Annotated in this window: 11 protein-coding genes; all 11 read right to left on the bottom strand. The window is 60.8% G+C overall.

Annotated elements, in window-relative coordinates:
- Positions 1-133: 133 nt before the first annotated feature.
- Complete coding sequence (carB, locus tag M2375_RS16235) at positions 134-3382, bottom strand: carbamoyl-phosphate synthase large subunit (protein WP_259168905.1); 3249 nt, start codon at positions 3380-3382, stop codon at positions 134-136.
- A 65-nt stretch (positions 3383-3447) separates the two neighbouring features.
- Positions 3448-3807, bottom strand: a complete 360-nt coding sequence (locus M2375_RS16230; protein ID WP_259168904.1) for a hypothetical protein — start codon at positions 3805-3807, stop codon at positions 3448-3450.
- Between the two features lie 58 nt (positions 3808-3865).
- Positions 3866-5047: a glutamine-hydrolyzing carbamoyl-phosphate synthase small subunit gene (carA, locus tag M2375_RS16225; RefSeq protein WP_404979341.1), complete on the bottom strand. Its 1182-nt coding sequence runs from the start codon at positions 5045-5047 to the stop codon at positions 3866-3868.
- A 304-nt stretch (positions 5048-5351) separates the two neighbouring features.
- Positions 5352-6137 (bottom strand): RNA methyltransferase, encoded by a 786-nt coding sequence (locus tag M2375_RS16220; protein WP_259168900.1) that lies wholly within the window; start codon positions 6135-6137, stop codon positions 5352-5354.
- A gap of 59 nt (positions 6138-6196) precedes the next feature.
- Positions 6197-6832: a ribonuclease HII gene (gene rnhB, locus M2375_RS16215; RefSeq protein WP_259168899.1), complete on the bottom strand. Its 636-nt coding sequence runs from the start codon at positions 6830-6832 to the stop codon at positions 6197-6199.
- Positions 6804-7967, bottom strand: a complete 1164-nt coding sequence (gene lpxB / locus M2375_RS16210; RefSeq protein ID WP_259168897.1) for a lipid-A-disaccharide synthase — start codon at positions 7965-7967, stop codon at positions 6804-6806. Before lpxB ends, rnhB begins: the two co-directional genes overlap by 29 nt.
- 17 nt (positions 7968-7984) lie before the next feature.
- A complete protein-coding gene (gene lpxA / locus M2375_RS16205; RefSeq protein WP_259168896.1) occupies positions 7985-8785 on the bottom strand; it encodes an acyl-ACP--UDP-N-acetylglucosamine O-acyltransferase in 801 nt (266 codons plus the stop codon).
- A 6-nt stretch (positions 8786-8791) separates the two neighbouring features.
- Positions 8792-9232, bottom strand: coding sequence for a 3-hydroxyacyl-ACP dehydratase FabZ (gene fabZ, locus M2375_RS16200; protein ID WP_021026566.1), 441 nt, complete (start codon positions 9230-9232; stop codon positions 8792-8794).
- A gap of 12 nt (positions 9233-9244) precedes the next feature.
- Positions 9245-10231 carry a UDP-3-O-(3-hydroxymyristoyl)glucosamine N-acyltransferase gene (lpxD, locus tag M2375_RS16195; RefSeq protein ID WP_259168895.1) on the bottom strand — a complete coding sequence of 329 codons (987 nt, stop codon included), beginning with the start codon at positions 10229-10231 and terminating at the stop codon, positions 9245-9247.
- A gap of 13 nt (positions 10232-10244) precedes the next feature.
- Entirely contained in the window at positions 10245-10766 is a 522-nt protein-coding gene (locus M2375_RS16190) for an OmpH family outer membrane protein (protein ID WP_259168894.1), read from the bottom strand.
- Positions 10766-13006: an outer membrane protein assembly factor BamA gene (gene bamA, locus M2375_RS16185; RefSeq protein ID WP_404979340.1), complete on the bottom strand. Its 2241-nt coding sequence runs from the start codon at positions 13004-13006 to the stop codon at positions 10766-10768. Before bamA ends, M2375_RS16190 begins: the two co-directional genes overlap by 1 nt.
- Positions 13007-13104 lie beyond the last annotated feature (98 nt).

Here is a 13104-nt window from a genome sequence, read left to right as displayed (position 1 = left end):
GTAGACATCCGCCTGCTATGCGGCGGGGATTCAAAAGCAAACCGCCGCGCTGGGGAGCGCGGCGGTTGCGAGGCAGTCTCTATTATGCCGATTTTTGAGCCTTAGAACAAAAATCGGCAAGGAGCTTAGAAGATCACTGGGCGAGGCTGGCGTGCAGCTCCTGCAGCGAGTAGACATCGAGGTCGTCCATATTGCGCAAGCCTTCCACGGCCGCCTCGGCACCAAAAATGGTGGTGAAGGTGGTCACGCGGGCCAGCAAGGCGCTGGTACGGATGGCACGCGAATCGGCAATGGCGTTGCGGCGCTCTTCCACGGTGTTGATGACCATCGCAATTTCATTGTTCTTGATCATGTCCACAATGTGCGGGCGGCCCTCGGTCACCTTGTTGACCGTTTGCACCTCGACGCCAGCATCGGCAATCGCAGCAGCGGTGCCACGGGTGGCGCAGAGCTGGAAGCCCATGCCCGCCAGCTCCTTGGCAATCTGCACGGCACGTGGCTTGTCCGCATTCTTCACGGTCAGGAACACCTTGCCCGAGCGCGGCAGCTTGGTGCCGGCACCGATCTGGCTCTTGACATAGGCCTCGCCAAAGGTCTTGCCCACACCCATCACTTCACCGGTGGATTTCATCTCGGGGCCGAGGATGGTATCCACACCTGGGAACTTGACAAAGGGGAACACGGCTTCCTTGACGCTGAAGTACGGCGGGGTCACTTCCTTGGTGATGCCCTGCTCTTCGAGCGTGTCGCCCACCATGCAACGCGCTGCCACCTTGGCCAGTTGGATGCCGGTGGCTTTGGAGACAAACGGCACGGTACGCGAAGCGCGTGGGTTCACTTCCAGCACATAGATGATGTCCTTGCCGTCGCGCTCCTGGATCGCGAACTGCACGTTCATCAGGCCCACCACGCTCAGGCCTTCGGCCATGGCTGCGGTCTGGCGCTTGATCTCATCCACCGTAGCCTTGCTCAGGTAGTAAGGCGGCAGCGAACAGGCCGAGTCACCGGAGTGCACCCCCGCTTGCTCGATGTGCTCCATCACACCGCCGATGAACACCTTGCCGGTGCGGTCACGCACGCAATCCACATCGCATTCGATGGCGTTGGACAGGAAGTGGTCCAGCAGCACGGGGGAGTCGTGCGAGACCTTCACCGCTTCGCGCATGTAGCGCTCCAGATCGCGCTCTTCGTGCACGATCTCCATCGCCCGGCCACCCAGCACATAGCTGGGTCGCACCACCAGCGGGTAGCCCAGAGCGTGGGCGTGTTCCATGGCCTGCGCCTCGGTACGTGCCGTGGCATTGGGCGGTTGGCGCAGGTTCAGGGTTTGCAGCAGTTGCTGGAAGCGCTCACGGTCTTCGGCCGCGTCGATCATGTCTGGCGAGGTACCCACAATCGGCACACCGGCCTCTTCCAGCGCCAGCGCCAGCTTCAACGGGGTCTGGCCGCCGTACTGCACGATTACGCCAACGGGCTTTTCGACGGCCACGATTTCCAGCACATCTTCCAAGGTCACCGGCTCAAAGTACAGGCGGTCCGAGGTGTCGTAGTCGGTCGACACGGTTTCGGGGTTGCAGTTGACCATGATGGTTTCATAACCATCTTCGCGCATGGCCAGTGCCGCATGCACGCAGCAGTAGTCAAACTCGATGCCCTGGCCGATGCGGTTGGGGCCGCCGCCCAGCACCATGATCTTCTTCTTGTCGGTAGGCTGGGCTTCGCACTCTTCGTCGTAGGTCGAGTACATGTAGGCCGTATTGGTCGAAAACTCGGCCGCGCAGGTATCCACCCGCTTGTACACCGGGCGCACATTGAGCGCATGGCGCGCTTCGCGCACGGCCTTGTCGCTGGTGTGCAGCAGCTTGGCCAAGCGACGGTCCGAGAAGCCCTTTTGCTTGAGGCTGCGCAGGTCATCGGCCGACAGCGCGGCCAGCGCCTTGTCGTCGCCCTGGGCTTCGGTGTGCTTGTCCAGCGCCAGCTCCAGCTTGATGATCTCTTCGATCTGCACCAGGAACCACTTGTCGATCTTGGTGATGTTGTGCACTTCATCGAGCGACCAGCCGGCTGCGAAGGCATCGCCCACGTACCAGATACGATCGGGACCGGGCTCGCCCAGTTCCTTTTCCAGAATCTCGCGGTCCTGGGTTTTTTCGTTCATGCCGTCCACGCCCACTTCCAGGCCGCGCAGCGCTTTTTGGAACGATTCCTGGAAGGTACGGCCCATGGCCATCACCTCGCCCACGGACTTCATCTGCGTGGTCAGGCGGTTGTCGGCCGTCGGGAATTTCTCGAAGGCGAAACGCGGAATCTTGGTGACCACATAGTCGATGGTCGGCTCGAACGACGCGGGGGTCTTGCCGCCGGTGATGTCGTTCTTCAGCTCATCCAAGGTAAAGCCCACGGCCAGCTTGGCCGCGATCTTGGCAATCGGGAAACCCGTGGCCTTGGAGGCCAATGCCGACGAACGCGAAACGCGGGGGTTCATCTCGATGACGACCATGCGGCCGTCCTTGGGATTGATCGAGAACTGCACGTTGGAGCCACCGGTGTCGACACCAATCTCACGCAGCACGGCCAGCGAGGCATTGCGCAGGATCTGGTATTCCTTGTCGGTCAGGGTTTGCGCAGGGGCCACGGTGATCGAGTCGCCGGTGTGCACGCCCATCGGGTCCAGGTTTTCGATCGAGCAGACGATGATGCAGTTGTCAGCGGTGTCGCGCACCACTTCCATCTCGTACTCTTTCCAGCCCAGCAGCGATTCTTCGATCAGCAGCTCATTGGTGGGCGAAGCCTCCAGGCCACGCTTGCAGATGACCTCGAATTCTTCCGGGTTGTAGGCAATGCCGCCGCCGGTGCCACCCAAGGTGAAGCTGGGGCGGATGACGGTGGGGAAGCCCACCTGGCGCTGCACATCCCAGGCCTCATCCATGGTGTGCGCAATGCCCGAGCGGGCCGAACCCAGCCCGATCTTGGTCATCGCGTCCTTGAACTTCAGGCGGTCTTCGGCCTTGTCAATGGCTTCGGGCTTGGCGCCAATCAGCTCGACCTTGTACTTGTCGAGCACGCCGTGCTTCCACAGGTCCAGCGCGCAGTTCAGCGCGGTCTGGCCACCCATGGTGGGCAAGATGGCGTCCGGCCGTTCCTTGGCGATGATCTTCTCGACCGTTTGCCAGGTGATAGGCTCGATATAGGTGACATCGGCCGTAGCCGGGTCGGTCATGATCGTCGCGGGGTTGCTGTTGATCAGGATGACCTTGTAACCCTCCTCGCGCAGCGCCTTGCAGGCTTGCACGCCGGAGTAGTCGAATTCGCAGGCCTGGCCGATGATGATCGGGCCAGCGCCAATGATGAGAATGCTTTTGAGATCTGTGCGTTTAGACATGAGGCTCGCCTTGCAGTCGCGCGCGCTGGCTGGCTGCCCTGGTAGGCAGCCGCCCAGCGCTGGGGTTATACGCGGTCGTTATCTAATTTGTTCAAAATGGCCAGGACACGGGCCTCGGGCAGGCTCTTCTGCATGAGCTGCAGCAGGCCATCCCCTTGCACCATGGGGCGCAGCACCTGCGCCTCGGCTTCGTAGAACTTGGCGTCCCACTCGGCCATCACCTGGTCGAATTCCTCGTCTTTCATGGTTTTGCACTTGGACACGATGGTGACCAGGGGCAAGGCCTTGTTGTCGAGGAAGGATTTCTTATAGGGCTTTTGCTGCCAGCGCGCCATGAACCACTCCTTGTGCTCGGGAGCCAAGCTCATGATGCGCTTGCTGATCGCTTTCTCTAAGGTGGCGACGGGAAAGGAAAACAGTTTCACGGCAGCAAATTCCTAGGGTTCTGGGTGGGCTGGGGCTGGCAGCGGCTCAGGCCGGCCATCAGGCCTTCTTGTGCTTGCGCATCAGGTCCACAAAACGGTCGAACAGGTACGACACATCATGCGGGCCGGGCGAGGCCTCGGGGTGGCCCTGGAAGCAGAAGGCGGGACGGTCGGTACGCTCCATGCCTTGCAAGGTGCCATCGAACAGACTCACATGCGTGGCCCGGGTGTTGGCCGGCAAGGTGTCCAGATCCACCGCAAAGCCGTGGTTCTGGCTGGTGATGCAGACGCGGCCCGAGTCCAGATCCTTGACCGGATGGTTGGCACCATGGTGGCTGTTTTGCATCTTGAAGGTTTTGGCACCGCAGGCCAGCGCCATGATCTGGTGGCCCAGGCAAATGCCAAAGGTCGGCACACCGCTGTCCATGATGGTGCGCGCAGCGTCGATGGCGTAGTCGCAAGGCTCTGGGTCGCCAGGGCCATTGGACAGGAACACACCATCGGGCTGGTACTTGAGCACGTCGGCCGCAGGGGTCTGGGCTGGCACCACGGTCACGCGGCAGCCGCGTTCGGCCAGCATGCGCAGGATGTTTTTCTTGACGCCATAGTCATAGGCCACCACGTGGAAGCGGTGATCCTGCAACTTGCCGTAGCCCGGCGTGCCGTCGGCACGGAACAGCTGCCACTCGGTCTGCACCCATTCGTAGGATTGGGAGACGCTGACGACTTTGGCCAGGTCCAGCCCCTTCATGCTGGGCGCAGCCTTGGCAGCAGCAATCGCTTCATCGATGCGGGCCTGCGACACCTGCTCGCCAGCGGCCAGACCGACGATGGCGCCGTTTTGCGCACCCTTGTCGCGCAGCAGGCGGGTGAGCTTGCGGGTATCGATGTTGGCAATGGAGACCGTGTTGCTGCGGACGAGATACTCCGACAGGGTTTCGGTGCTGCGGAAGTTGCTGGCCAGCAGTGGCAGATTCTTGATGATCAGGCCAGCAGCAAAGACTTTGTCGGACTCAATATCTTCCGCGTTGATCCCGTAGTTGCCGATGTGCGGATACGTGAGTGTCACGATCTGCTGGCAGTAGCTGGGGTCGGTGAGGATTTCCTGATAACCGGTCATCGCGGTGTTGAACACCACTTCACCGGTCGTGGTGCCTTGCGCACCGATTGAGTTGCCAATAAAGACCGTGCCGTCTGCGAGCGCCAGGATGGCGGGAGGAAACGCGCTCTGTTGAGACAAAAACACTGGGTTCTCCGGATGGTTACGGGTCGCCCGGAGCCTGTGGTGGCCCTGAGGACCACCGCGTAGACTGTGCTTATGAGAGATTGCTTTGAGTGCAGCCGGGCGACGTGATTACTTGAAAGCCACCCATTGTAGCGTGCAAGCTGCAATCTGAGTGGGTGCAGGGGATGATTTCAGGGGCAAAGCCGCAAAAATTACACACTCTGCGCAGCATCACCAAAACGCAGAGCGTATAAACAACGGTGAAAATACGCAAAGCGCATACTCGTTACCACTGAAGTTCAAAGGCTGCCACCAACGCTCAGGCGGCGCGTGCTGCGGCGCTCGCATGCAGGCAGATGGCAGCCGCAGCACCGACGTTGAGCGACTCCTCACCACCGGGCTGGGTGATGCGGATGTGCTGGCTGGCTGCTGCCTGCAAGGGCTCGGAAACCCCCTGGCCTTCATGGCCCATGACCCAGGTACAAGGCCAGGGCAGCTTGGCCTGGTGCAGCCAATCACCCTGGTGCGAGCTGGTCACCAGCAGCGGCAGCTGCAGCGCCAGCACATCGTCCAGCGCTGCATTCTCGACCAGGTGCAGCGCAAAATGCGCGCCCATGCCGGCGCGCAGCACCTTGCCACTCCACAGCGCCGCCGAGCCCTTGAGTGCAATCACCTGGCCAAAGCCAAAGGCCGAGGCACTGCGCAAGATGGAGCCAACATTGCCGGCATCCTGCACGCGATCCAGCACCACCGCCGCCAGCCCGGGCTGGATACCCGCTTGCTGCACGGGCAGATCCATCAGAAAACCAAAAGGCGCGGGCGAAGGCAAAGGGCTGAGGCTGGCGAACAAGGCCGTATCGATGACGATATTCTTGCCGGCCTCCCGGGCGTACACATTGCCCGGCGACTGCCAGAACTGCTCGGAAAACACGCCGATGGCGGGTTTGACACCGCGCGCCAGTGCGGCACGGCAAAGATGGTCACCCTCGATCCAGTAGCGCCCCTGCTTGCGGTAGGCGGCGCCCTCTTCCATCAAGCGGCGCAGATCCTTGACCAAGGCGTTGTCACGCGACTGGATAAAAACGGCTTGGTTGTCATGGGACACAGATAATTCCTTTGCGCAGACCTGGGGCCTGCATGCGCTTCAACAGCGTGAAAACCGGCTCAGGCGCCCAGCTTCACCAGGCCCATCACCTGGGCCACCGGAGAGAAGGAGCGGCGATGCTCCGGGCAGGCCCCAAAACTTTGCAGCGCTGCCAGATGCACGGCCGTGCCATAGCCCTTGTGCATGGCAAAGCCGTACTGCGGGTACAGCCGGTCGATATCCTGGCACCAGCGATCCCGGTGCACCTTGGCCAAAATGGACGCGGCTGAAATGGCCTGCACCAGCGCATCGCCCTTGACGATGGCCTCCGCAGGCACGTCAAGCTGTGGAATCCGGTTGCCATCCACCAGCACACGCACCGGCTTGAGGCGCAAGCCATTGACCGCCCTTTGCATAGCCAGCATCGTGGCCTGCAAAATATTGAGGCCGTCCACCTCTTGCACCGTCGCCTGCGCCACCGAGCAGCACAAGGCTTTGGCATAAATCTCGTCATAGAGACGCTCACGCGAACGCGCGGTGAGCTTCTTGGAATCAGCCAGGCCTGCAATGGGTGAGCGCTCATCCAAAATGACGGCAGCAGCCACCACAGGGCCCGCCAAGGGGCCACGCCCTGCCTCATCGACACCAGCGACCAAGCCCGGCGGATGCCAAGGCAGGGTTACCTGGTCAGGCAGAGAGAATTTTTTGGATGGCATCGGCAGCAAGCTTTGGGGTATCCCTGCGCAGTTCCAGGTGCAGGTCATGAAAACGCTGCTCCAACTGGGCCAGGCGTGCTGGATCAAGGCGTGGCGCGTCCAACCATTGCGCCACCGCCTCGGCCAAGGCCTCGGGGGTCGCTGCCGCTTGCAGCAGCTCGGGCACCACAAAGTCTTGGCACAGGATATTGGGCAAACCCACCCAGGGCTGCAACTGCTTTTTGCGCATCAAATGCCAGCTGATGGCATGCATGTGGTAGCTGATGACCATGGGCCGCTTGTACAACGCGGCCTCCAAGGTGGCGGTGCCACTGGCAATCAAGGTGCAGTCACAGGCCTCCAGCGCCAGATGCGACTGGCCATCGAGCACGCGGATGCGATCCAATATCCCGCATTCAGCAGCCAGCGCATCAATGCGTGCACGCAAAGCCGGAACGGCAGGGACGACGATTGTAAGCGAAGGCCGTGCCTGCAAAAGCCGTGCTGCGGCCAGAAAAAACGGCTTGGCGATATAGCTGACTTCCGAGGCCCGACTGCCTGGCAGCACCGCCAGCACTTCACCCTCTTGCGGCAAGCCCAGCTGCTGGCGTGCGGCAGCGCGGTTGGGCTGCAGCGGGATCACATTGGCCAGCGGGTGGCCCACATAGGTGCCGGCAATACCGTGCTGGGCGAGCAAGGCGGGCTCGAAAGGGAAGATGCACAGCACATGGTCGGCCGAGCGGCGGATTTTCTCCACCCGCTCAGGGCGCCAGGCCCAGATGGAGGGACAGACAAAATGCACGGTCTTGATGCCCTGGGCACGCAAGCGCTCTTCCACACCCAGGTTGAAATCCGGCGCATCGACGCCGACAAAGAGTTGCGGAGGCTGGGCCGTCAAACGCTGTACGAGCTGTTTGCGGATACGCAAAATGCCCCAGATGCGGCGCAGCAGCTCGGCGCTGTAGCCATGCACCGCCAGGCGCTCGCTGGGCCACCAGGCCGCAAAACCGGCCTGGGCCATGCGCGGGCCACCAATGCCTGCCGATCGCATACCAGGAAAATCGGACGCCAGCCCCTGCAGCACCAGGCCGGCCAGCAGGTCGCCCGAGGTCTCTCCGGCCACCATGGCCAAAAACAGGTCTTGATGCTTGTGCATAGAAGCGGGCGCGGGCATCAGCGCACGATACCGCGCTTGGATTGCTGCAGAAAATCCAGCATGAGCTGTACATCGGCCTGGGCTTCCGCCTCGCAGCTGCTGTGCAGATTGTCGAGAGCCTCTATCGCCGCCTGCAAGGTCAAGCCACTGCGGTAAACCACACGGTAGGCTTGCTTGATGACGGCCAGGCGCTCGGCACTGAAGCCGCGCCGGCGCAGGCCTTCCAGGTTGAGGCCACGCACTGCCAGCGGGTGGCCATCGACCATGCAAAAAGGCGGCACATCCTGGCTGATATGGCTGGCAAAGCCCGCCATCACATGGGCGCCCACCTTGGTGTACTGGTGCACCCCCGAGAGGCCGCCAATGATCGCCCAGTCGGACACATGCACATGGCCTGCCAAGGTCGCATTGTTGGCCAAAATGGTCTGGTTGCCGACCTGGCAGTCATGGGCGATATGCACATAGGCCATGATCCAGTTGTCATCACCGATCCGCGTCACCCCGCCATCCTGGGCGGTGCCGGTGTTGAAGGTGCAGAACTCGCGGATGGTGTTGCGGTCGCCGATCTCCAAGCGGGTCGGCTCGCCGGCATATTTTTTGTCTTGCGGCACGCCGCCGAGCGCGGCATGTGCATGGATTTGGTTGGACTCACCGATCGTGGTGATGCCCTCGATCACGCAGTGCGAACCTACTTTGGTGTTGGCGCCGATGCGAACCTGGGGGCCAATAACTGCGTACGGCCCAACTGACACCGTGGGGTGCAACTGGGCCGCAGGGTCAATGATCGCCGTGGGGTGGATGGGACTGACCGCCGTCATCTACCGCTATTCCACGTGGCGCATGGTACACATCAGCTGCGCTTCGGCGGCCACTTCGCCTTCGACGCTGGCCACGGCATTGAACTTCCAGATACCACCACGCACGCGGTCAATGGTGATCTCCAGCACCAGCTGGTCTCCCGGCACCACAGGACGCTTGAAACGGGCGGAATCAATACCCACGAAGTAGTAGATATTGTTCTCGTCAGGCACCTGGCCCATGGCATCGAACGCCAGCAGGCCAGCCGCCTGGGCCAGCGCCTCCAGGATCAGCACACCAGGCATGACAGGGCGCCCGGGGAAATGACCGGTGAAGAACGGCTCGTTGAACGTGACGTTCTTGATTGCCTTGATGCGAGTGTTGCGCTCAAGCTCCTGCACGCGATCCACCAGCAAGAAGGGGTAGCGGTGAGGCAGCTGCTTGAGAATTGCTTGAATATCCATCATTGTGAACTCGGCTTAGCCGTTTTTCTGAGTTTGCTCCAAGGCCTTGATTCGGTCCCTCAACGCATGGAGATGTTTTAGGGTAGCGGCGTTCTTCTCCCAGCTGCCATTGTCGTCGATGGGGAAGAAGCCGGTGTACTGGCCCGGCTGTCTGATCGAACGACTGACCACGGTGGCCGCCGAGATATGCACATTGTCGGCGATTTCCAGGTGACCCAGAATCATTCCGGCCCCCCCGACGGTGCAATGGCGGCCAATTTTGGCGCTGCCTGCAATGCCAACGCAGCCGGCCATGGCCGAATGCTCACCGATCTCCACGTTGTGGCCGATCTGTACCTGGTTGTCGATCTTGACGCCGTTGGCAATCACGGTGTCGCGCAGCGCTCCACGATCAATGCAGGTATTGGCGCCAATTTCCACATCATCGCCAATTTGCACACCGCCGAGTTGCTCGATCTTGATCCAGCGCCCCTGGTCACTGGCAAAGCCAAAACCATCACCGCCAATCACGGCGCCGGGCTGCACCAGCACCCGCTCGCCCAGCACACAATCAGCACCAATGCTGACGCGTGATGTCAGCACCGAACCCGCGCCAATCACGGCACCACTGGCCACATGGCACAGCGGGCCTACCGAGACAGTGGGGTGAATCACGGCACCCTCCTCCACCACGGCAGAGGGGTGTATGCCCGCGGGCATGGGGCGTATCGCATGGTGCTTGCGCCACAGCTGCGTCAGCCGTGCAAAGAAAAGGTAGGGGTTGTCGACCACCAAGTAAGCGCCGCCACGCTGGCGGGCCTGGGCTTGCATCTGCGGGCTGACTGCGATGCAGCCCGCCCGGGACGCGAGCATTTGCGCCTGCAGCTTGGGATTGCTGAGAAAACTAAAGTCCTGGGGGCCCGCATCTTCGAGCGAGGCAATCGCCTGGATTTCCAGGCTGGGGTCCGCCTGTTCAAGCTGGCCTCCCAGGACCTCAATGATCTGTGCTAGCTGCAGACTCACGCGTACCTCTGCCTTATTTGCCAGCGGCAGTCGCGTTCAGCGCCTTCAGAACTTTTTCAGTGATGTCGAACTTGGGGTTGATGTAGACCGCCTCTTGCAGCACCACATCGTACTTTTCCTGTTCTGCCACTTGCTTGACGACCTTGTTGGCACGCTCAAGCACCTGCGACAGCTCTTCGCTCTTGCGAGCGCTCAGGTCTTCCTGGAATTCGCGGCGCTTGCGCTGGAATTCACGGTCCTGGTCCACCAGCTGGCGCTGGCGCGTCACGCGTTGGCTTTCAGAGAGGGTCGGCGCGTCGCGCTCGAACTTCTCACCAGCCGTCTTCAGGACGTTGCCTTGGTCCAGCAGGTCTTTTTCACGCTTGGAGAACTCTGCCTCCAGCTTGGTTTGTGCAGCCTTGGCGGCGTTGGCTTCGCGGAAGATACGATCCGTATTGACAAAACCTGCCTTGAACTCTTGGGCCTGCGCTGCAGCGCCAAAAGACAGCGCTGCTGCCAACACCAGCAATGGGAAAGAACGAGATACGGTTTTCATTAGAAAGATGTTCCGATTTGGAATTGCAATTTCTGGATTTTATCGCCTGTGAATTTGCGAATTGGCTGAGCATACGCCAATCGCAGCGGTCCCAGTGGGGAAATCCAGCTCAACCCGATACCTGCAGACGCACGCATTTCATTCAGTTTCAAATCCTGCTCATCACCCCAGACATTACCGGCGTCCACAAACGCGAACCAGCGGAAGGTGCGGTCATTGCCGGTACCTGGCATGGGGCCGATGAACTCGGCATTCAAAGTGACCTTCTTGGCACCACCCAGGGTAGCACCGGTCACGTCACGGGGACCCAGGGTATTTTGCTCAAAGCCGCGCACCGAGCCCAGACCACCGGAGAAGTAGTTCTTGAACACGGGGAAGACACGGCCGCCCATGCCCTTGCCCCAGCCCGCTTCACCATTGAGCGCAATGGTGTAGCGCTTGTTCAAAGGCAGGTACTGCTGGATTTGGTAGTTGCCCTTCAGATAACGGGCATCACCAAACAGCGACCACTCGGAGCTGAGCTTCTGCAGCCGTCCTGAATTAGGTGCCAGCGCGCTGTCCCGGCTGTCGCGCGACCAACCCAGGGTCAGCGGGAAGTTCAGGCTGGTGTCGCCATAGCGCGTTGCGTAGTCCAGGTAAGCGGCCGGCATATTGGTACCCAGCTTGATGCGGGTATTTTCCAGGCCGCCGCCCACATAGATGGTGTCGGACTCGCTGAACGGAATGCCAAAGCGCACGCTACCGCCCGTGGTCACGATCTGGTAGTTACCGCCCTGCTCGTCATAAGGACGGTCGGTGCGGTAGTACATGTCATAGGTGCGCGAGATACCGTCCGGCGTGAAGTACGGATCGGTGGTGCTCACCACCAAGGTACGGTGGTACTTGCTGGTGTTCACGTCAATGCCCAGGTAGTTGCCCGAACCAAAGACGTTTTCCTGCTTGATACCAAAGGTCAGCGAGACCTTCTCGGCGCTGGAGTAACCCGCGCCCAGTTGCAGCGAGCCCGTGGGCTTTTCCTGCACGGTCATGGTCACATCGACCTGGTCGGGTGCGCCAGGCACTTCCTGGGTGTCCACCGAGACATCGTTGAAGAAGCCCAGACGGTCCACACGGTCACGCGACAGCTTGATCTTGTCCGAGTCATACCAGGATGCTTCGTACTGGCGAATCTCGCGGCGCACCACTTCGTCACGGGTGCGGTTGTTGCCCGCCACATTGACACGGCGCACATAGGCACGGCGCGAGGGCTCGGCCTTGAGCACCAGATCAACGCGGTTGTTTTCGCGATCGATCTCAGGCACAGCCTCGACACGCGAGAAGGCGTAGCCAAAGCTGCCGAAGTGGTCCGTGAAACGCTTGGTGGTTTCGGTCACGCGGTCGGCGTTGTAGGGCTCACCGGGCTTGATCGAGATCAGCGACTTGAACTCGTCCTCGCGCTCCAGGTAGTTGCCTTCGAGCTTGACGCCCGAGACCACATACTTGGGGCCTTCATAGACCTGCAGATTGATGGAGATGCGCTCCTTGTCCGGCGAGATCGACACTTCGGTCGACTCGATGCGGAACTCCAGGTAGCCGCGCGAGAGGTAGTAGGACTTGAGCGTCTCCAGATCGGCATTGAACTTGGAGCTGGAGTAGCGGTCGCTCTTGGTGTACCAGCTGAGCCAGCCACCGGTGTCCTGGTCAAACAGGTCCGTCAAGGTCGATTCCTTGAAGTCCTTGTTGCCGGAGATATGGATTTCCTTGATCTTGGCCGCATCACCTTCGGTGACGGTAAAGGTCAGGTTGACCCGGTTGCGCTCGATAGGGGTGACCGTGGTCACCACTTCGGCCGCATACAGGCTCTTGTTGATGTACTGGCGCTTGAGCTCTTGCTCGGCACGATCAGTCAGGGCTTTGTCGTAAGGCCGGCCTTCGGTCAGGCCCACATCACGCATGGCCTTCTTCATCGCGTCCTTGTCGAACTCTTTGGTGCCCAGGAAGTCGACGTTGGCAATGGTGGGGCGTTCTTCGACCACGACCACCAGCACCGTGCCGTTGGCTTCGAGCCGAACGTCCTTGAACAGGCCCAGCGCGAACAGGGCACGGATCGCGGCGGAACCCTTTTCATCGTTGTAGTCGTCGCCTACATGCAAAGGCATGGACGCGAAGATCGTGCCGGGCTCTACGCGTTGGAGGCCTTCGACACGGATGTCCTGAATGGTAAATGGGTCCAAAGCCCACGACAGCTTGGCAAGCAGCATCAACGCAGCTGCAGCCGTGGTCTTGCGAAGAAGCGAAGAAGGGATGGAATATGTCATTTGTGATAGCAACCAGAGCCGCTCATTATGCAGCAGTGCCA

Origin of the sequence: Comamonas sp. BIGb0152, from assembly GCF_024809975.1 — a bacterium.
In the GTDB taxonomy this organism is placed as follows: Bacteria; Pseudomonadota; Gammaproteobacteria; order Burkholderiales; family Burkholderiaceae_C; genus Comamonas.
This window is presented reverse-complemented; position numbering and strand designations above follow the sequence as displayed.

What these genes read in the sequence shown, in the direction of transcription:
- carB (WP_259168905.1), bottom strand. Translation starts at nt 3,382, where the DNA reads ATGTCTAAACGCACAGATCTCAAAAGCATTCTCATCATTGGCGCTGGC.
- rnhB (WP_259168899.1), bottom strand. Translation starts at nt 6,832, where the DNA reads ATGCCATCCAAAAAATTCTCTCTGCCTGACCAGGTAACCCTGCCTTGG.
- lpxB (WP_259168897.1), bottom strand. Translation starts at nt 7,967, where the DNA reads ATGCACAAGCATCAAGACCTGTTTTTGGCCATGGTGGCCGGAGAGACC.
- lpxA (WP_259168896.1), bottom strand. Translation starts at nt 8,785, where the DNA reads ATGACGGCGGTCAGTCCCATCCACCCCACGGCGATCATTGACCCTGCG.
- fabZ (WP_021026566.1), bottom strand. Translation starts at nt 9,232, where the DNA reads ATGATGGATATTCAAGCAATTCTCAAGCAGCTGCCTCACCGCTACCCC.
- M2375_RS16190 (WP_259168894.1), bottom strand. Translation starts at nt 10,766, where the DNA reads ATGAAAACCGTATCTCGTTCTTTCCCATTGCTGGTGTTGGCAGCAGCG.
- bamA (WP_404979340.1), bottom strand. Translation starts at nt 13,006, where the DNA reads ATGCTGCTTGCCAAGCTGTCGTGGGCTTTGGACCCATTTACCATTCAG.